The sequence below is a fragment of the Parabacteroides sp. KHUB-01 genome, from assembly GCF_056640935.1.
This window is the reverse complement of the sequence record NZ_CM153256.1, coordinates 747,661-767,246: the sequence shown is the minus strand read 5'-3', so window position 1 is coordinate 767,246 and position 19,586 is coordinate 747,661. Positions and strand designations below refer to the sequence as shown.

Sequence of the window (19,586 nt, the reverse complement as noted above, 5' to 3'; positions counted from 1 at the left end):
TATCGAAAATAATTTTTAATTATGAAAAGAATATATTTATCATTGGCAATATTATCAACATTATTTTTCTCATGTTCCAAGCAAGACAAAGCAGAGGCTACTGTTCCCGTTCAGAACTCAGATGCAGAGGTTGAATCAGTAATGGAAACACCAGACAGCACTCTTGCCGAAACTGACGCTGTAAGCTCAGCAACTGCTGTGTCTAATATTCCAGGTTTCAATGGTGTGGTAATTCTTCCCCCTAGCCAGCAGGCAACTGTAACACTTACTATGGGAGGTTCTGTTCATTCAACATCTCTCTTGCCCGGACATTATGTGAAGAAAGGTGAGGTTCTGGCAACTCTTGAGAATCCTGATTTCATAAATCTTCAGCAGACATACCTTGAAGCTACAGCACAGAGTGAATTCCTTGAAAAAGAATATATCCGTCAGCAGAATCTTGCATCCAAAGAGGCTGCTTCCCAAAAACGCCTGCAGCAAAGCAAGGCTGAATATTTGTCTATGAAGAGCAAGATGGAGGCTTCTGCTGCCCAGCTTAAAATTCTTGGTGTTGATGTGGCTTCTCTGTTGAATAGTGGAATAATCCCTTACCTCGAAGTAAAATCTCCTTTGAGTGGTTATGTCACTAATATGAATATCAATGTTGGTAAATACTTCAATGTAGGTGAACCTGTCTGCGATGTCATTGACAAAACAAACCCAATGATTCTCCTGACAGTCTATGAGAAAGACCTTGCCCCGCTTCATATCGGCGACAGAATAGAGTTTTCGGTAAATGGTATTTCTGGAGATAAATATTTTGCGAAAGTGATACTCATTGATCAGATGGTTGATTCTTCAAACCGTTCAATCAAGGCTTATGCCGAGATAGAAAAAGCTAATGATAAATTCCGCCCAGGAATGTATGTTAGTGCAAAAATCGCCGGAAAAGAATAACTTTGTCGTATGAAACATAAGAAGCCCGACAGATTTATATTGTTAGTGAATGTCATCTCTATTTTGGTGGCATTCCTTACTCATTTTCCGGAGTTGATAACTATATCCAACTTTTCGGGAAAAGGAGTTTTGTTCCCTGAAATGCACTTTGCTGATGTTATAAGCGAAGTCCTGTTTACATATTTGTCGTTGCTGATTTTGTTCTATGTGAATGTAAAGGTGTTCCATTTTAATTCCGACCTTGTATATATTGATTGGAAGAAAGCCGTTTATTCATTCATAATAACTTGGGTTATAAATAATTTACTGAGTGATGCATTTATTTATCTTCACCGTAACCTGAATATTCCTGCAATTGATGAGATTATACATTATTATTCTCATCCGTTGCGTGATTTCCTTATTTCCTGTGTCGTTACCGGTACGGTCTATCTTACTAGCCAGAATTTGAAAAGGCGTAAGATGCTTCTTGAAAATCAGCAGCTCAGAACGGAGAATCTTATAAATCAGTATGAATCGTTGAAGAGTCAGCTCAATCCTCATATGCTTTTCAACTCTTTGAATACCTTGTATTCTCTGATACGTGAAACTCCGGATAAGGCGCAGGACTATCTTCAGGAGTTGTCACGCGTGTTGAGATATACATTGCAGGTAAACGAATCTCCATCGGTTTCTTTACGTGAGGAAATGGATTTTGTGAATTCCTATATATATCTTTTACAAATGAGATATGAGGAAAATCTTAAGATAGATATTGATATAAATCAGGAATGTCTTTCTTTGAAACTTCCTCCGATGGCTGTACAGCTGCTGATTGAAAATGCAGTAAAGCATAACGAGATAAGTAACAGAAATTCGCTTCATGTCAGAATACATACGGAAGGAAATGCAATAAAGGTGACTAATCCTATCCGTCCAAGAAAGGACCATATCCAAAATACCGGAATAGGATTGAACAACCTTTCACAAAGGTATCTGTTGCTTTACAAGAAGAATATTGAGATTAAAGAAGAAGACAATTGTTTCACTGTTATTCTGCCTTTGATATGAAAGCATTGATTATAGAAGACGAAAAAGCTGCTTTACGCAATTTGAAAGCTGTCATCGAAGAAGTGGACTATGATATAGAAGTTGTCGGTGAAGTTGACAGCATTGCTGACTGTGTGGATTGGATTCGCTCTAATCCTACACCTGATTTGGTATTTATGGATATTCATCTTGCCGATGGCTCTGCCTTTGATATATTTGACATTGTTGATATTGAATGTCCAGTGATTTTCACAACAGCCTATGATGAGTATGCTTTGCGTGCCTTCAAGGTAAACAGTGTAGATTATCTTCTGAAGCCTATCAGCAGGACAGAGCTTAAAAAAGCTTTGGACAAGCTTTCTCTTTTCTGTAATTCCAAACAAAAAAATGAAGGCACAAAGCCTGTAGATTATTTGTCTATAATAAAGGAATTAAAGCGTGAGGAAAGTTATAAAACCCATTTCCTTGTTCCCGTACGGGATAAGCTGATTCCTCTTTCTGTTGATTCTATTCTTTATTTCTATATTGCAGAAGGAACAGTTAAGGCTGTCGATGTGAATAATAATGAATTTGTATTCTCACAGACATTGGACGAGATAACGGAACAATTGAATCCTAAATTGTTTTTCAGGGCTAACCGTCAATATCTGATTTCAAAGAAATCGGTTGCTGATGCTTGTGTATGGTTCAATGGCCGTCTTGCAATCAATCTTAAGGTTCCTACTTCTGAGAGAATTATAATAAGTAAGGCTAAGGTGTCGGAATTTAAGGAGTGGTTTTGAAATATTATCAGTTGACGAGTTAACGAGTTGACAAGGCTTCAGATAAAAGATATTTCTACTTGACTTCTTGACTCCTTAAAAACAAAGAGCATTAATCTCCCTTGTCAACTCGTATCTGAACCCTTGTCAACTCATTATCACCTTCTCCCCATATCATCATACAACGTCTGCAGCAAAGCTTTTCCGGATTTAAGTCTTTCTTCGGATTGCTCTTCTGAATCACCTGATTCAATGAGTGTCTTGTTTCCTTCGTTGTCAAATACTGTATATCCTTCACTGTTCATAAAGCCGAATCCGTTTATGAAAGTGTAGAAACTGAAATCCTTTCCATGACATGAAAGCAAATCCTTGCTGAAACGGAATTCCTTATGTTGGATATCCAGCTGACCCAAGAGTGTAGCTGCAATATCTGTCTGGTTGCAGAACATATCAAACACCTCTGCATTCTTTATTGCTCCACCAGTCCATATAACAGGTATATGATATCTTCCTGGTTCAAACTCCTGTGTGCTGTAAGGATATTTGTATCCATGGTCGGCAACAAGTATCACCAGCATATCATCCCAAACAGAAGACAGGCGTATTTTGTCAATAAAATTACCAAGGCAACTGTCTGTGAACGCCACAGAATTCAAATATTTGTCTTCAAACTTGTGGAAAGGAACTTCAAATGGTTCGTGACTGCTCAACGTCAGGAATGTTGTGAACCATGGAGATTCCTCGTTTTCCCTGCTTCTTATTTCTTCATACAAATGTTTGAATGTAATATCATCATTTGCTCCCCATTTGTTTAATCGGCTTGTAATCGGGAAGTCCTTGTCTGAAGTTATTTTGCTATAACCCGAACTGAAGAAATAACTCTGCATATTGGTGAAATTAATGTCACCGCCATACAGCATATCAGATGCATATCCTGCTTCACCAAGGCTTTTGGCAATTGATGGCAAAGTTTGGCTTTTTGCCGGATATTTCATTATTGACGTTGTAGGTTGGGCAAGATAACCGTTCAGGATTGCAACAGTTCCTCTGTCTGTACGGAAAGAATTGGCATATGCATTACTGAACACAACGCTTTCCTTGCATAATCTGTTAAGATTAGGAGCTATATCCTTTTCTCCTCCCAATGCTTCAATCGTATTTGCTGAGAAGCTTTCCAAAATAATAAGGAGAACATTCGGACGTTTTGTGTTCAGAATCTCTTTCTTGCACGGCGAATTTTTGCAACTGTCTGGCTTGCTGTATATACTTTTGAATATTTCTTCTCTTTCTTCTTCAGGATAGAAATTGAACTGTTCGGCAAAATCCTGTTGTTTCGACAGTGAAGTCATAAGGCTGAAACAAGGATTTATGGCAGAATGGTTCAGAAACTGGTTGTCGCTGAAATATACCATACCGACGTTTGCCGTTGAAGTTGTGACACCTCCTCTTATAGGAATGAACATTATTCCACCTGAAATAATTAAGAGTAAAGAGCTTAATATCCGTTTGTTGCATGTAGAAACAGGGGCAAGTTTCAGAACAGTCCTATTCATGAACTGATAAATTGCCACAGCATACACGGCAAATGCCAGTATCTGTACAATTAACGTGAACATCGGAACGCTTGCCATAGCATCCTTAGGCGATTGGAGATAGAAGAACAGAGTTGAATCCAACCTGAATCCCCAATAAGGATATAATGCTATATCAACACAGAATATTGCTGAAATCAATATTGCCATGGTTATGAAATATCCTTTTAGAAATGCTTTGAACCATTTCCCCGGAAACCAAACTGTCAATATTGTAAGTAGCAATGGGAGGGCAGTGAGATAGCCCGAAACTGTGCAGTCAAGCAAAAGACCGTGGGCAATTACCTTAAGGTAATTTATTGGAGAACAGGCGTTCTCCAATGTACTGTTATATAACATGAATACCGGTTTTTGTATTGCAAAAACCGGTAGCCATGCTATGAAAAGTGAGACAATGAATAATAATCTTTGTTTCATCTGTATAATTTCTCGCGCAATTCAGCTATTGCTGGATCTGAGATATAATCATCATAATCCATCATCTTGTCAATGATACCGTTTGGAGTAAGCTCAATAATTCTGTTAGCCACAGTCTGAATGAATTCGTGGTCATGGCTTGAGAACAGGATATTACCCTTAAATACTTTCAACGTGTTGTTGAACGCCTGAATAGATTCCAAATCCAAATGGTTTGTAGGCGTATCAAGTATCAGACAGTTTGCATCTGTAAGCATCATTCTTGAAATCATACAACGCATCTTTTCACCTCCGGAAAGAACGCTTACTTTCTTCAGCAATTCTTCGCCTGAGAACAACATTCTTCCAAGGAAGCCTTTCAGGAACACTTCGTTTGTATCCGGAGAGAACTGGCTCAACCATTCAATCAGATTGAAGTCAGAATTGAAATATGCTGAGTTGTCCAATGGCAGATATGTAGTTGTGATAGTCTGTCCCCACTGATAAGTTCCGGCATCAGGTTTTTCCTCACCGTTGATAATCTGGAACAATGCAGTCATCGCACGTGGATCCTTACTGATGAAAACAATCTTGTCTTCTTTTTCTACATTGAAATTCAAGTCACGGAACAGATACTGACCTTCAATTGATTTTGTAAGTCCTTTGACTTCCAGAATCTGGTTTCCAGGTTCACGGTTTGGAGTGAACAGAATACCCGGATAACGGCGTGAAGAAGGTTTGATTTCTTCGATATTGAGTTTTTCCAACATCTTCTTGCGGCTTGTTGTCTGCTTTGATTTGGCAACATTGGCACTGAATCGGCGGATGAATTCTTCCAACTCTTTCTTCTTTTCCTCAGCCTTCTTGTTTTGCTGCTGTTGCTGACGCAAAGCCAACTGGCTTGATTCATACCAGAAGCTGTAGTTACCGGCAAACAACTGCAATTTTCCGTAGTCGATATCTACTGTATGAGTACATACTGAGTCAAGGAAGTGACGGTCGTGACTAACCACCAATACTGTATGTTCGAAATTAGACAGGTAATTTTCCAACCATGATACAGTTTCCAAGTCCAAGTCGTTGGTAGGCTCGTCCAGAAGAAGGTTATCAGGTTGTCCGTAAAGTGCACGTGCCAGCAACACGCGGACTTTCTGCTTACCGCTCAAGTCCTTCATCAGCATGTAATGCAAGTCTTCACTGATACCAAGTCCGCTCAACAAGGCAGCTGCATCACTCTCAGCATTCCAGCCTTCCATTTCAGCGAATTTTTCTTCCAGTTCGGCAGCACGTATTCCGTCTTCGTCTGTGAAATCTTCTTTTGCATACAGAGCGTTTTTCTCGCTCATAACTTCCCACAGGATAGAATGTCCCATAAGGACAGTATCCATAACTGTATATTCGTCAAAAGCAAAGTGGTCCTGTGCCAAAACGGACAGACGTTCGCCCGGTCCCATTGATACGCTTCCGCGTGTAGGGTCAAGCTGACCGCTGATAACTTTCAGGAAAGTTGATTTTCCTGCTCCGTTCGCACCGATTATACCATAACAATTACCCGGAGTGAACTTTAGATTCACATCCTGAAACAACACTCTTTTACCAAATTGTACATCCAGACCGTTTACTGTAATCATATTTTTTTATATTAGGATACAAATTGTTTCCTTGTTTTTCTTTTATATTATTATATTAAACACTGCAAAGTTATGAAAAATAGCTGGAATAACCTCGTGAAAAGGTAGAAATGACGCTACAGGCATACAGAAAAGCTTGAATAGAGGAGCTTATAACATAGATTTTTAAATGTTAATACCAAAGGTGTATTATATAATGAGACAGGTTTTTCTAATTTTGCGTTAGAAACAACAATAACAATGCATTAGATAGCAATGGGCGATATAATTATATCAATATCTGATAATGCGCCTATATCCAGAATTTTATGAAACTACTCCAATGGAATTATGGATAGTTCTATATAATGCCTGTTGTCTTTATTAAGACACGATATGCATTGGTGGTACATGATTTATGGAGATTATATAAGAAGATTAAACCATTGATAAAATGTTACAAGAAGAAATAGCATTACGTCAAGCATTCTATGCTTTAGAGAAAAGTTATCGTCCTTATTTTGATGTGCTGACTGAAAATCAAAACATTTATAGCGAGTATAAAGGAGCGGTAACAATTAATGGCTTTTTGAATTTCAAACCAGATATATTGTTGCTTTCCTACAATCCTGCACATGGATTATATCGTGATTGGAATAAGGAGCAAAGCCATTTGGTATATACAGGTGAACGCCCTTTCGAATTATTTGAATGGGGACTAGCTCGTCAAGGGGGACATTGGTACGAAACAAATAAACCTCAAAATCATACATTCTTAGCCAACTGTATCGAATTCCTATATGAATACCATGCACAGATAACAGGTCATAATGAATATGATACGCAAAAGAAACCTTCATGGTGGCATAGTAAAGATGGTAATTTTGATACAAAGTTAGTTACTCTTAACATTTATCCTTTTGGAACTGATAATTGTGATGCTTTAACTAAGTTGTTTAAAAAGATGAAGGATAATAATGTTCTTCCCGAATTTAAACAATTAAAAAACGAATGGGAAATAAGGAAAGGATTTATCCATAAAATGCATGAATTCATAGAAAATTATGTTAAGCCTAAGGCTATCCTATGCTTAGGAATCCAAACAACATCAGATTATTTGTGGGGACAATATCAAGATAAGGGAAATGGCATTTATATTAATAAGAACTATCCTAATATTGTAGGTATCAGTCGCAGCGGTAATTGGAAGAATAGAGCTAAAGTAGCTGCAAAGATGATTGCTAAGATAAATAATGAAAAAGATTGATAATTATGACATTCAAAATAATATAACAAAATAATCTAGCCTATTTTGTCCTACAGAAATCACAGATACTTTTGTTATGACAATGGCATTAGTTATGATGCATTCATGATTCTTTCAAAATTATCAAATGATTTATGGAATTTGATAAATTATTTGTAAATCACAGTTTTCCTATCATTCAACATTATCGCAATCAAAATAGCTGCCACATTAAAGTTCATTACCTAAATTTGATAATCTATTAAACGTATTTCCATATTAGAAGGTGTTGCAAAACTGAATATTGAATTAAGAGAACTTACAATTTGAAATTAATCAATAATTTTCAGACCACCACAAACATTTTTTGGCTGAAGGCCTTAAATTATATAGCACAGGGCAACGCCCTGTGTTTCAATGGCTATACCCTATAATAAGCCCTGAAGGGGCGGAACTGAGTGAAGTTATGCCCTTTCAGGGCGCTTAAGTATGTGACGGTCAAAAACGTAGGGCACTGCCCTACGCTGTAAAATTTAAGGCTTTCAGCCAATATTTATATAGAAATATAGCTTTCGATATAAATTAATACTGAACTGTTGCTTATTTATATTGTTTCAGTCTGTAACTTTTTAAAATATCGGTTTGATTTTTGCAACACCCTCTAAAATTATGAAAAATCCCGAAGACTTTTCTATTTCATCTTTTTTATCCAAAGATAATATCCGCTCAATGGCAGAACAGCTCCAATCACGCAGGCAAGGAAATACAGAATCTTTGTGATAAATCCTCCCCAGGAGCCTGTATGTAGGGCATAGAATATACCTTTTGCCTTTTGTGCCATTGGTGTTTCCGAGTATTTTGTCACCGATGTAATCTCCCCGCTTTTCGCGTCGAAATAAACTTTGTCGTTCTTTCTCATTGAGGTGTAGATATTAGTTCCGACAAAAGCCATATCTCTTTGGAATATTATCTGGCTGTATTCGTCATATCTTTCCTGAATACCGGCAAGAACATTATCCCACACCAGTGTGATTTCTGTTTTGTCCTTGTCGATTCTTTTCCCTTTGTTTTCGCTTTCATTGTGGTGCGAGTGCTGTTCGGTAGTATTGTTGCTTGCCCCGACAAGCGAATAAGCTGCACTACGGAACCATCCGAATGACCATGTCAGCCCGGTCAGTGCCATCACAAGCAGAAGCAGTGTAGAATAGAATCCCCAAGCCACATGGCTATCATACCAGAATCTTCTCCATCCTTTGCTGAACGACACAGTAAGTCTGTTTTTCAAGGCTCTTCTGTTTCTTGGAACCCAAATCACCAGACCGCTCAGAAGGATTACTAGCAGAACCAAAGTGGAGATTCCCACCACATATTTGCCCACTGACATTTCGCCCTTCACTTCCGGAGGATTCATCATCCAACGGTGCAGACGTCTTGTGGCAAGGAAAAATTCGCTGCTTTCAATCCATCCGTTCACGTTTCCGTCGTATGGATTAACGCTCAGTGATTTTCTTCCCATATTGCGGAATGACACTGTGCAGGCTCTTCCTTCTTTTCCCGGATAGACAATACTGCTGATTTGCAGGCTGTCGCCTATTTGTTCGTTTATTCTTAGTTTTAGTTCCGAAGGTTTCAGCATCCTGCCGTTTTCCGGAATTTCAACTTTATACAGGTTTGGTGATGCCAGTTCTTTTATTTCCTGCTCGAAAACCAGGATTGCACCCGTAAGGCAGATGATTGATATTATAATGCCTACGGGAATGGATAACCAAAGATGTAGAGAGTGAAAGAGTTTTCGCATTGTATGTTTTGAGTTTATTAGTTTTTGAGTTTTTAAGTTTGTTAGTTGACGAGGATACAAGTTGACAAGGAGACAAGGCCTTCCGTTCCATTGGATTTGTAATCCAATGGTTATATTATTCAGGATTTGTAATCCTGTTCCAAATATGTGGATTACAAATCCTCCAATGCCAACCAACGGATTGCAAATCCGTTGGAACAGAAGGCTTCAGGTAAAAAGCTATTTCTTCTTGACTCCTTAACTCCTTGACTCCTCCTAAATTCATTCCCCAAACGTCAACTTACCAATTCCACTTATCTGCTCAGAAGCAACAGTGATTCCTTTAGTCGCCGTAGCTGTTGCAGGGTCAATCTGATAAACCGTAGGCTGGCTTCCGTCAGTAGTTGTAATTGCTACGTTAATGATACCATTATCGTCCACATAATGTGTGTTGCCGAATCCTGAAATAGTTTCGCTGGCTGGCAAACCGCTTACATAAGTAAGTTTCATATCTTCAGCCTTGAACACAGCAAGCTGGTTCGCTGTATATCCTGTTTCAGTCAATGGACGGTCATACATAAGCATTAGGAAATAATCTTCGCTGATAGGCCAGCATCTCACGAATGATTTTCCCCCAGTCTGTTCTTCAAGATTGCAATAATAGCTTTCGTCAAACTGAGATTCTCCGGCTTTGATTCTTACAACACCGGCAGGCAGAGTAGTCTGCTGTCTCTTGTCTGTCATAGTTTTTGCAAACGAAGGAGAGAATACATATATATCACCATTTTCTGCACTCCAGATAGTCTGGTAATATCTTGACTTCATACGTCCGCAGGCATAGCTGATTTTGTCTGTCTTTATAAGAGTAGGATTCTGAAGACTTTCGTCGTTGAATATCGCAACCCAGCATTCGTCGGGATACTGAGTCCACTGTAATTCACCTTTCTCATATGCGCTACTTCCTGAACCGCCGCTTTCAGTCTTTACCAGGTCAGGATATTTCACATATTTTCCGCCTTCAGCTTTCACACCGTATTTACTCAATCCCATCGGAACAGCAACGCTGTATATCTTGTCATTCGATTCCTGAATACCGGACAATGTTACAAACTCACCGTTGCCAAGATAGTTCTCAGCCATAATCACATCCTTATTGCTTGTGAAAGTCTCATTCTTCACATCAAGATACGACACAAGGAAACCTTGAGGCAGATAACCGTTCTCATCGGCGAGTTCGTTGCCCAAATCTCCTGTTGACGTTGTAATAATATAATCTTTATATATACCGTATGATGTGAAGCGTTTGATTTCGTATGTATTGTCTCTTTCCTGAATCTTGCCTTCACTGTTCAGAATATATGAAGAAGTCACACCTGCATTTCCCTGATTATATACAAGACGGTAGAGATATTTATCTCCCCAGAACACCCACTGAGTGCTGCTTTCTGTAGTCAGACCATTGTTCTGCACTGAAATGCTTCCTTCGGCTAAAGTGTCTGCTGTAAGCAGGTAGTTTGCATCGTCCACTGATGCAGCAATTACATACTTCGAGATGCTTTCTGCTACATCTGTTCCGTTGTCTGTGTTGTTACCTTCATTAAGAATCGTATCTTCTGAACACGAAGTCATCATTGTACCGGCAGCCATTGCTGCGGCAAAAGTTTTTAGTAAGTAGTTTTTAGTCATATGTTTTGAGTTTTTAAGTTTATGAGTTTTTTAGTTGACGAGTTGACAAGGGAGCCGTTCCATTGGATTTGCAATCCAATGGTTATGTAATTCAGGATTTGTAATCCTGTTTCAATAATGTGGATTACAAATCCACCAATACTAACCAACGGATTGCAAATCCGTTGGAACAGAAAAGCTATTTCTTCTTGACTCCTTAACTCCTTGACTTCTCAATTTCTCAATTTATCCTCACCCTAACTTTCCCATAAAACGCCCTTCCAGCCTTCTGCAGACTGAAATTGTCGTATAGTTTCTCGTTAGTGAAATTTCTGCATTCAAATGAGATATTATATTTACCGTTTCCAATGCTGTATGACAGAGTCAGGTTATGCGAAAACTGTGTCGGTACAACAAATTCCGATTCACTTCCCAAAGCCTCGGAATAAAGAGGGAAACTGTGCATATACAGATTGTCGTATGTCAGGCTCAGCTTGTTTCCTTTCTTTATCAGGTCGTTCCAGTAGAACGAAATATCCGAGTTGGCAAACTGATATGGAAGGTTCGGCATACGTGCACCGTAAGTCAGGCTTTCCTGGTTTGTTCCGCCGCCTATTGTGCGCACATTGTCTCTCACATCCATTTGAGTGAAGTTACCTCCAAGGCTGACCCATTTGCTGAAGCTGTATCTCACCGAAAAGTTATATCCTTTTGTCAGCACCTTTCCGTGATTCTCGTAAGCCGCACCGGACTTGCCGCCACTCAAATCCACAATCTTTCTCTGAATATAATCATTGGTGTTTCTGTATACCAGACCACCTTCGGCATAGATACCATGTCTCCCGAAATTATGATTATAGCTAAGATTCAGATTTATATTGTCGCTTCTCTCAGGCTTAAGACTGACATCTCCGCTTTCAAGGTCCTCGTCGCCAAACATCTCTTCGTTTGTCGGCAGTCGGTAAGCCTTTTCATACGAAAGTTTTGCCTGAAGGCTTTTCAGTATGAAATAAGTTCCTGCCATACCATATCCCATAGCGCTCACGCTGTTTGTTGTTCTCACATAATTGTCGAGAGCCGTTGATGTTGCTACCGGACCGGCAATAAACTGGTTGTAGTATTTACCGAACACCGAAACATTCCATTTCTCACTTGGCATAAGGCGGTAAGAGAGACCGCTGATATTCTTCATCGTTTCCTTTGGAATAGCATCTTCAATTCTGTCTTCATCCAAAAGAGACATGTTCGAACGGCGGAAAGAGTTCAGCACATGATTCAGTGTGAATGCGTGTGCTTTGCCTATACGGTAATTCAGAGTCACTGTCCCGTTCCAGTTATTGTTGTTTGAGCGGACATACTGATATGACTGCTCACCGGGCGAGCGCAGCGGTCTAATTTCTCCGCGCCAGTTATATTCATAGCTCGATGTATCCACATTGTTTGTGATATTCTTGTTATAATTAGCCGTCACCACAATATCCAGACCTTTGGTCAGCAGGTCGCGTTTGCGATATTCCACCGATGGCATCAGTGAATGTCCGTTTCTGTATTTACCGCCGAACACCACTTCCTGTCTTACACCAGTCTGAATGTCCTTGTGCATTCTCGAATAAGTGAAGCCGAACATAAGTCTGTCTGCCCACGGCTTGTCAACCACACCGATTTTTCCAACCACAGCCTCATTGTGATATTTGTCGTGAAAGCGTTTCACGTGCTCAAGCTTTTTCTTGTTTATCGCACCTGTTTCGAAATCCTTCACCGGAGTATCGATATAATAGTCATTATCCGAATAATTCTGGAAAGCATTGATCTCGTAAGTCAGGCCATTTTCGAAAGTCTGTCCGAAATTCACATATGATTTATGGGTGTTGAACGAACCATACGAATAAGAGGCATCCAGAAACCATCTTTTCTGATTTTTCTTGGTGATGATATTGATTACGCCACCGATGGCATCCGTGCCGAAACCAACCGGAACCACACCTTTATACACTTCAATTCTTTCCGCAAAATTCACCGGAATATTATTCAGACTGAACGAACTTCCCACACCTTCCTGCGGAACACCGTCGATGAAAATCTTGATATGCTTTCCGCTGAATCCGTCCATCATAAGTTGCATATCCGAACCAACGCCGCCACTTTCACGAAGTTTCATTCCCGGAGCCTGGGCAAGAGCTTCGCTCAGATTCTGAGTTGAATTCTGCATAGCCTTAGTGTCGAGAGCAACAGCATTGAAAGCAGAGCGTTTCAGACGGCTGATGGAAAATATAAAGTCACTTGACCCACTATTATACTCTAAATTGACCCATCAAAAAAATATTAGAATTAAGTAGAGAAAAATGCATTTTAACCCGGGTCAGTTTCAATTATAATTCTTTATAGCAGATACTACTTCTTTTTAGCATTAATCTTTCTTACAGAATCTCCCGTTAGTTCAATTTTGTGTGCCGTATGTACAATTCTGTCCAGGATTGCATCAGCTAAAGTAGGATCTCCAATTGCATCATACCAGCTTTCAACTGGAAGTTGTGATGTTATTATGATTGATTTTATTCCGTGTCTGTCTTCTATTATTTCCATAAGTATTGACCTTTCCCTGGCATCCAGTCCTATAAGAAAGAGATCGTCTAAAATAAGCAGTGAACACTTTTCAATTTTTTTCATCTCAGATTCTATAGTTCCCTTGTTTTTGGCCATTTTAAGCTGTCCCATAAGCTTTGACGCATTGGAGTATAAAGTTCTGACTCCATTTTTGCATGCTTCATATCCTATTGCTGAAGCTATATAGCTTTTACCTGTTCCGGAGCTTCCTGTGATAAAAATATTCTGTCCGTCTCTTATAAAATCAAGAGAAGCAAGTCTCTCGAGCTGGTTCCGGTCAAGGTTCCGTTTTATTGTATAGTCTATTTTTTCCATATATGCCTTATATCTGAAGTTTGCAGATCTTATCAGTCGCTCAATGCTTACATTGCGTCTGTAATCATACTCGCTTTCAAGAAGCCATTTCAGGAACTCATCGTTTGTCATACCATCAGAGGATGTTGTCCTGCAGTCATTCCTGTATGTTTCAAGCATACCGTAAAAACGTAATTTGGAGAGTAACTCCATTATTCTGTCCATATTTTTTCCGACAGTTCTGTTTGTTTTATTATTACTTGTCATTTTTATCCATATTTTTAGAGTTAAAATAATCCTTACCTCTGAGATTTCTGTGTTTAGGGGTAAGTTCAGGAGCAAGCCCCTCCATTTGTATATGATACTTTTCATCTTCCCTGTTTACCAGAAGGCTTTCAAGTTCGTTGAACCCGAACATGCAGGATTCCATTGCTATCTGGCATGCAAGAACCACTCTGTCGTGTCCGAAACATTCCACAAGACATAATATACCATCAGCTGAACGTATAGCCTGAACAGGATATTTTTTGGCAACAGCCACCAACTTTATATACTCTTCCACTACCGGGTCTATTTCACGTGCCTTGCGGTATATATCATCCATTCTGATTCTGTATTCATGTAGTACTCCGGGAAGTTTATGGGAAGGTTTTTCTGAATAAGTGAAAGGTGTATCATCCCTGCGATGTGTCGTTATGTGTCTGAATTTATGATATATCTTCACTGTGTCCCCATCATACAGTAATTCTACAGCATCGCCTATATACTCTTTAGGAACACTGTAATAGTGATTGTTAAGCGATACATAACTGTTTTTCATGACAGTTGCCGTTTTCCGGTTTTTTGATATAAATCTTGTTGCCGGCAATATATGTAGCCTGTCTTTCTCGACCTCGAGGAAACGCTCCCTACGGCTGTAGCTGCGGTTGTACATCTTTCGGCTGTTCAATGCGTCAGTATGTTTCATTATTTCTATGTTCAAGGCTTCAATATCATTGAATTTCAATCCTGTCATCTTTGAATATACCTCCCTGTAAAGCAGTCTTACAGCATTTTCAACCAAAGCCTTGTCTTTGGGTTTGCGCACTCTTGCCGGAAAGACAACACAACCATAATGGTCTGCAAATGCCGCAAAGTCATCATTTATTACAGGCTCTATTCCACCGGGCCTTGTTACGGCAGATTTGAGGTTGTCGGGAACTATGGCATTTGGTACACCTCCAAAATAATGGAAAGCATTTTCACATGCCTGGATAAGATATTCTTTCTTTTGCGATGGTACAGCCTCGTAATAAGTAATCTGACTGCATGGAAGTATCGCAGCAAAGACTTCTACGGGAACCTTATCACCCGTATTCCTGTCTGAAATATAAAGTTTGTCACCGGCAAAATCCACATACATCTGATCACCAGCTATATGATCTATGCGTCCAACCGGTATTTTTACCTCCCTTTCACGTCTGAGATACAGGCAGAATGAACAATAACTGTAACCTTGGGGACGGTTTCTCAGATACTCCTCATACAAGGACCTTCTTGTTGTTCCACGGGATTTAAGTCGTTTAATGTACTCAGGTATATGTTCTTGAAGATACTTATACTCTGCAGATCCTGTTGATTCGTTGTCAGTCTCCGTACCGAAAAGTTCATGCAGATGATGCTCGTCCATTTTCAACAGGCGTTCCAGCTCTATACCCATATCCTCGTATATTCGGATATACCGTTTACTGTATTACGTGAAATCAGAAGAGAAGAACTGATACTACGGATACTCATTCCTGACTGGTAGCACCGCAGTATGTGCTTGATTCTTATTTTCATTCTTTAAAATTTTTATTCGGTTAATGATACCGGGTTAAAATGCTTTTTAAAGTACAAAAACAAGACTGAAATGTGGTAATTCTATAGGGTCAATTTTTATTATAATCTAAGTGGGTCAGTTTCGGTTATAAAGGTGGGTCAGGTGATTTTTATAATAGTGGGTCAAGTGACTTTATATTTTCCATATGACTTCTCAGGCGTTTTCATTATATTTACCGCCCGTTATCATTGTTAACACACTGCAAATATATACACTTTGTAGATATAAACAAAACAAAATGTAGATTATTTCTTCAAAATGTAGATTATTTTTTTGAATATGGATAAGAAACAAATGCTTGAGGCTATTTTAGCCCATTATACAAATGGAAATAAGGCAAAGTTTGCCAGTATATTAGGTGTTTCACCACAAACTATTAGTGCGTGGGTGGCCAGAAGCACATTTGATTCAGAACTTATATATGCAAAATGTAGTGATATATCTGCAGAATGGCTATTAACTGGTGAGGGTGATATGGTAAAGAGCGATACAAAAGCAGACCATAAAAAAACGTCCATGCTTTTCAGTAAAGAAATAATGGACCGCGAGGCAATTCCATTTGCGGAGGCAGCCCGATCCGGGTTAAGTCCTATACCTTTGGTAACTCAAACGGCCGCTGCCGGATTTGGTAACGCCAATTTCTCAATAGAGGAAAGCGACGTGAAGGAATACTACGTAATACCCAAATTCAAGTATTGTAAGGTCGACTTTATGATAGAAGTTTCCGGACTATCTATGTACCCGCACTTTAATTCTGGAGACGTGATCGCCTGTTCTATACTAAGGAATACACAGTTTATCCAATGGAACAAATGCCATGTAATTGCAACGAGGGAACAAGGCATTTTGATAAAACGTCTAATGCCCGGAGACGATATGCAACACCTTCGGGTCGTATCAGATAATAAGGAATATCCGCCGTTTGATATTCCGGTAGATGAAATTACCGGTATAGCTTTAGTTGTTGGTTCTGTTAGCCTTGAATAATTTGATAAAATGAGTGACATATTATATCTTTGGTTAAGTGGTGTTTTAGTCATATTCTGTTTATACATGGCTATTAAGATCCACAAAAAGAATAAAAAGAAAAAAGCAAAAGCCTTTTCTGAATTTACAGTTCCATTAGAAAATAAACCTACAAATGAAATCCATGGGAAAGAAAAGGATACAATAGAAATTAAAGAAGTTGATAAAACTTCGTACAATGAAAGACGGGAAAAATCTTATACCTCTTATGGGAATTTAATTAAAAGCAGAAAAACCCATGTTGTCGCAAGTTTTTTGCATGCATGTATTGATTTGGAATACATGCCTTCAATCTACGATTTTGAAAAGAAGTTCGAAAATTACGATGAATGTAGAAAAGAACTTTTATTAATAGGCGATTACGAATTTTACATCAAACAAGGTATTGCGCTATATAATAAATTAAGAAAAGATGGGGTTTATACAACACGTCGAGCAACGATAAAAAACGATGCTCATCTTATAATAGAGCATCAGAATATAATAGATAGAAGCTCATACATAATTCAGGCTTGTAATAATTATGAAGCATATTGGGATAGTGAATTGACGAGATATAAACGCAAGGACGCTTACCTCAATCGAATTGATTATCTAATTAATTACACAACTGAATTATTACAAAAATGGTATGTAAGAGATAATCAAATGGTAGAACAAAAGATATTGCAATTACGACAAAAATACATCCAGATGCGCAACAAAACCTAACACGCACACGTTTTCGATTAAAACAGGTTTAGACAACAGCGAGAAGTATTTGATTTACAGAGAGATAAACACGTCATTATTCAGTTTATTATATAGCTTTTTCTACCAATTTAAACGGCTTTTTTTGTCAAAAAGCCGTTTTTCATACGTTTTGTATATTTGTACACTATCAAAAAATCGAGTTTTTGCCCCCCTTTTGCCCCTCTTTTAACATTTAATTATATCCCTCTTTTACGCCCCTCTTTTTGTACCCCTATTTACAAAAAAGGCCGAAGTAACGCCACGGGAAAAAGACGTTACAACGGCCCTTAAAAAGCAATATAACAGTGTTTTAACGACTGCCTCTAATAAGATGCGACACCACAATTCGTGCCCTTTTTGTGATCTTGATACTCCCATCCGTTAAACCGGCATGTAAAAGCGTACTTTTTTTTGATTCCTACGCGGTCTTCCTCCAGAGTATCAAACACCGCGGAAAGGCTTCCGAAATAGAAGTCTTTCCTCTCAAAAATTAGATGTACATGCACTATTTTTATATCCTGTTTATCCATATACTTTGGAAGTATCTTTTATGCAAAAGTACCAAATAACAGCTATTTGGAAGTATTTTACACGCTAAACATTCCAAAAACCATATTTTATCAATACAATATACGCCCACAAATAAGCCCGCCGGACTCAACCTATTTTAAGGCGATCTGACGGGCTTTGTATCATTTCTGGTGAAAGTATAAGACGTGCAATCTAAAATGTAAAACTGAGCAAATAATTGCCCATATTCAACGCCTGAAAAGTAAACCTAAAGTAAAGGGAAAAGTACGCTTCGTTTTATTTGCCCAAAACCATGTTATCTGTATAACTATCTAATTTACTGTATTATACATCAGTTTGTCCTTATTCATAGTTTAATCGCTTCGTTTTATGCCCCCTACTAAAACTGAAACTAAAGATTATGGTGAAGAAATTTTTGCAGGAGAAATCGCTTCAATTGAAGTTAATACAGATAATGAGTTTGTCTTGACAAACGGTGATGAAAATGTATTGACTTTGCATCGTCAGGTTACAGGTACAATTGGTTATTTTGAGAATATACCTACATTCCCTGCAGGAAATAAATTTACAATTGGTGATGATAATGATGCCTCTCATGTTTCTGCTGCAAATTATAAGACTTACGTTGAAGGTTTGAAACTTCGTTTAGTAGTATCAGGATTGAATGATATGTTACAGATGGGTTGTTTCAATACTAATTTCACAGAAACAGGAGAAGATGTGGTGTATGTTGTAAATGGTACTACAAAAGATGCTATTTCAAAAGATGCTAATTTTGTAGATGCTACAGGTCAATTTGATAAAACAACAGGTCTTCCTGTAATTGATAAATCTAATAAAGATAGTCACATTGTATATGAAATCAGTTTGAAAGATTGGTTTAAAGCTGCAGACGTTGATGGTGACTGTTATTTGACAGAAGATGATGCCCAGGGAGATAATTGGGTGACACCTGTTGGTATTTCAGATGATGTTGCTTATCAGCGTGGTACTGTTTTTGCTGGTAAATTTTTGATTCCGGTTGCAAAAACTCCTGATGTTAGAACAATGCAGTTGCAGCTAGTAGCAGGGGCAGAATTGAAGGCAAATGATGGAAATACACAAATTGTATCTCAAGAAAACGTTGTTCGTGCTTGGAATATCAATTTGCCAGAAAGTGATCCTCAGTTGAAGATTGGAACTCAAGGTCGTCATGTTTATGTATTAAAATCTAATGCTGATGACACTCCAGTTTCTTTGGGTGAAAATGCTGCAGAATACGAAGAAAACAGAACTTCATACAGTTTGGTTCGTAACCATTTGTATACTGTCGGTCAGATTAGCAAAGAAGATAATGAACCTGAAGACTTGTCAAAAGGTTTGAATTTGATTGTTAAGGTTAACGACAACTGGGAAATGATCCACCAGATGGAAGTAGAATAACCCTATCAAACTCATAACTAAAAATCCAAGTGCCAACCTGCCGGAAAGGCAGGGAGGCACTTGACTAATATAAAAAACTACCTGAAACATGTAGTTTCAAATGA

At 38.6% G+C, this 19,586-nt stretch carries 14 protein-coding genes and 2 pseudogenes; 7 read left to right on the top strand and 9 right to left on the bottom strand.

The genetic code is table 11. The features are described from left to right. Positions 1 to 21 precede the first annotated feature (21 nt). The 3 genes from ACYIAR_RS03525 to ACYIAR_RS03515 are packed head-to-tail and all read left to right on the top strand — an operon-like array spanning position 22 to position 2,747. Positions 22 to 936 carry an efflux RND transporter periplasmic adaptor subunit gene (locus ACYIAR_RS03525; RefSeq protein ID WP_480332185.1) on the top strand — a complete coding sequence of 305 codons (915 nt, stop codon included), beginning with the start codon at positions 22 to 24 and terminating at the stop codon, positions 934 to 936. 9 nt (positions 937 to 945) lie between these two features. Further along, the gene (locus ACYIAR_RS03520) at positions 946 to 1,986 is read left to right on the top strand and encodes a sensor histidine kinase (RefSeq protein ID WP_480332184.1); all 1,041 of its coding nucleotides are present in this window, start codon (positions 946 to 948) and stop codon (positions 1,984 to 1,986) included. After that, a complete protein-coding gene (locus tag ACYIAR_RS03515) occupies positions 1,983 to 2,747 on the top strand; it encodes a LytR/AlgR family response regulator transcription factor (protein WP_480332183.1) in 765 nt (254 codons plus the stop codon). The genes ACYIAR_RS03520 and ACYIAR_RS03515 overlap by 4 nt, the downstream gene beginning before the upstream one ends. A 137-nt stretch (positions 2,748 to 2,884) precedes the next feature. On the opposite strand, the gene ACYIAR_RS03510 is transcribed toward ACYIAR_RS03515, so the two are convergent. Together ACYIAR_RS03510 and ACYIAR_RS03505 are read right to left on the bottom strand one after the other, a co-directional pair. After that, entirely contained in the window at positions 2,885 to 4,735 is a 1,851-nt protein-coding gene (locus ACYIAR_RS03510) for an LTA synthase family protein (protein ID WP_480332182.1), read from the bottom strand. Then, positions 4,732 to 6,345, bottom strand: coding sequence for an ABC-F family ATP-binding cassette domain-containing protein (locus ACYIAR_RS03505; RefSeq protein ID WP_480332181.1), 1,614 nt, complete (start codon positions 6,343 to 6,345; stop codon positions 4,732 to 4,734). Before ACYIAR_RS03505 ends, ACYIAR_RS03510 begins: the two co-directional genes overlap by 4 nt. A 433-nt stretch (positions 6,346 to 6,778) precedes the next feature. On the opposite strand from ACYIAR_RS03505, the gene ACYIAR_RS03500 reads away from it, so the two are divergent. Then, positions 6,779 to 7,591 carry a hypothetical protein gene (locus tag ACYIAR_RS03500; RefSeq protein ID WP_480332180.1) on the top strand — a complete coding sequence of 271 codons (813 nt, stop codon included), beginning with the start codon at positions 6,779 to 6,781 and terminating at the stop codon, positions 7,589 to 7,591. Positions 7,592 to 8,261: 670 nt separating this feature from the next. On the opposite strand, the gene ACYIAR_RS03495 is transcribed toward ACYIAR_RS03500, so the two are convergent. The 6 genes and pseudogenes from ACYIAR_RS03495 to ACYIAR_RS03470 all read right to left on the bottom strand — a co-directional run bounded on the left by ACYIAR_RS03495 (position 8,262) and on the right by ACYIAR_RS03470 (position 15,731). Continuing rightward, a complete protein-coding gene (locus tag ACYIAR_RS03495; protein WP_480332179.1) occupies positions 8,262 to 9,368 on the bottom strand; it encodes a PepSY-associated TM helix domain-containing protein in 1,107 nt (368 codons plus the stop codon). Between the two features lie 261 nt (positions 9,369 to 9,629). Then, positions 9,630 to 11,033: a DUF4374 domain-containing protein gene (locus ACYIAR_RS03490; protein ID WP_480332178.1), complete on the bottom strand. Its 1,404-nt coding sequence runs from the start codon at positions 11,031 to 11,033 to the stop codon at positions 9,630 to 9,632. Positions 11,034 to 11,253: 220 nt separating this feature from the next. Then, positions 11,254 to 13,275: pseudogene (locus tag ACYIAR_RS03485) on the bottom strand (TonB-dependent receptor domain-containing protein); the annotation flags it as partial. A gap of 128 nt (positions 13,276 to 13,403) precedes the next feature. Further along, complete coding sequence (istB, locus tag ACYIAR_RS03480; RefSeq protein WP_480331376.1) at positions 13,404 to 14,177, bottom strand: IS21-like element helper ATPase IstB; 774 nt, start codon at positions 14,175 to 14,177, stop codon at positions 13,404 to 13,406. Next, positions 14,167 to 15,609, bottom strand: a complete 1,443-nt coding sequence (istA, locus tag ACYIAR_RS03475; protein ID WP_480331766.1) for an IS21 family transposase — start codon at positions 15,607 to 15,609, stop codon at positions 14,167 to 14,169. Before istA ends, istB begins: the two co-directional genes overlap by 11 nt. Further along, positions 15,600 to 15,731 carry a hypothetical protein gene (locus ACYIAR_RS03470; RefSeq protein WP_480331704.1) on the bottom strand — a complete coding sequence of 44 codons (132 nt, stop codon included), beginning with the start codon at positions 15,729 to 15,731 and terminating at the stop codon, positions 15,600 to 15,602. Before ACYIAR_RS03470 ends, istA begins: the two co-directional genes overlap by 10 nt. A 319-nt stretch (positions 15,732 to 16,050) precedes the next feature. Between ACYIAR_RS03470 and ACYIAR_RS03465 the strand changes: the two genes are divergently transcribed. Continuing rightward, a complete protein-coding gene (locus ACYIAR_RS03465) occupies positions 16,051 to 16,758 on the top strand; it encodes a S24 family peptidase (RefSeq protein ID WP_480332177.1) in 708 nt (235 codons plus the stop codon). A gap of 66 nt (positions 16,759 to 16,824) precedes the next feature. Next, a complete protein-coding gene (locus tag ACYIAR_RS03460) occupies positions 16,825 to 17,508 on the top strand; it encodes a hypothetical protein (protein WP_413640017.1) in 684 nt (227 codons plus the stop codon). A 331-nt stretch (positions 17,509 to 17,839) separates the two neighbouring features. Here the strand turns inward: ACYIAR_RS03460 and ACYIAR_RS03455 are convergent. Next, positions 17,840 to 18,059: pseudogene (locus ACYIAR_RS03455) on the bottom strand (hypothetical protein). A gap of 370 nt (positions 18,060 to 18,429) precedes the next feature. Between ACYIAR_RS03455 and ACYIAR_RS03450 the strand changes: the two are divergent. Next, positions 18,430 to 19,482: a hypothetical protein gene (locus tag ACYIAR_RS03450; protein WP_480332176.1), complete on the top strand. Its 1,053-nt coding sequence runs from the start codon at positions 18,430 to 18,432 to the stop codon at positions 19,480 to 19,482. Positions 19,483 to 19,586: the final 104 nt, after the last annotated feature.

Coding starts and splice junctions, on each gene's coding strand:
- istB (WP_480331376.1), bottom strand. CDS start 14,177: ATGACAAGTAATAATAAAACAAACAGAACTGTCGGAAAAAATATGGAC.
- ACYIAR_RS03450 (WP_480332176.1), top strand. CDS start 18,430: ATGCCCCCTACTAAAACTGAAACTAAAGATTATGGTGAAGAAATTTTT.
- ACYIAR_RS03520 (WP_480332184.1), top strand. CDS start 946: ATGAAACATAAGAAGCCCGACAGATTTATATTGTTAGTGAATGTCATC.
- ACYIAR_RS03505 (WP_480332181.1), bottom strand. CDS start 6,345: ATGATTACAGTAAACGGTCTGGATGTACAATTTGGTAAAAGAGTGTTG.
- ACYIAR_RS03470 (WP_480331704.1), bottom strand. CDS start 15,731: ATGAAAATAAGAATCAAGCACATACTGCGGTGCTACCAGTCAGGAATG.
- ACYIAR_RS03510 (WP_480332182.1), bottom strand. CDS start 4,735: ATGAAACAAAGATTATTATTCATTGTCTCACTTTTCATAGCATGGCTA.
- ACYIAR_RS03460 (WP_413640017.1), top strand. CDS start 16,825: ATGGCTATTAAGATCCACAAAAAGAATAAAAAGAAAAAAGCAAAAGCC.
- ACYIAR_RS03495 (WP_480332179.1), bottom strand. CDS start 9,368: ATGCGAAAACTCTTTCACTCTCTACATCTTTGGTTATCCATTCCCGTA.
- ACYIAR_RS03490 (WP_480332178.1), bottom strand. CDS start 11,033: ATGACTAAAAACTACTTACTAAAAACTTTTGCCGCAGCAATGGCTGCC.
- ACYIAR_RS03515 (WP_480332183.1), top strand. CDS start 1,983: ATGAAAGCATTGATTATAGAAGACGAAAAAGCTGCTTTACGCAATTTG.
- ACYIAR_RS03500 (WP_480332180.1), top strand. CDS start 6,779: ATGTTACAAGAAGAAATAGCATTACGTCAAGCATTCTATGCTTTAGAG.
- istA (WP_480331766.1), bottom strand. CDS start 15,609: ATGGGTATAGAGCTGGAACGCCTGTTGAAAATGGACGAGCATCATCTG.
- ACYIAR_RS03525 (WP_480332185.1), top strand. CDS start 22: ATGAAAAGAATATATTTATCATTGGCAATATTATCAACATTATTTTTC.
- ACYIAR_RS03465 (WP_480332177.1), top strand. CDS start 16,051: ATGGATAAGAAACAAATGCTTGAGGCTATTTTAGCCCATTATACAAAT.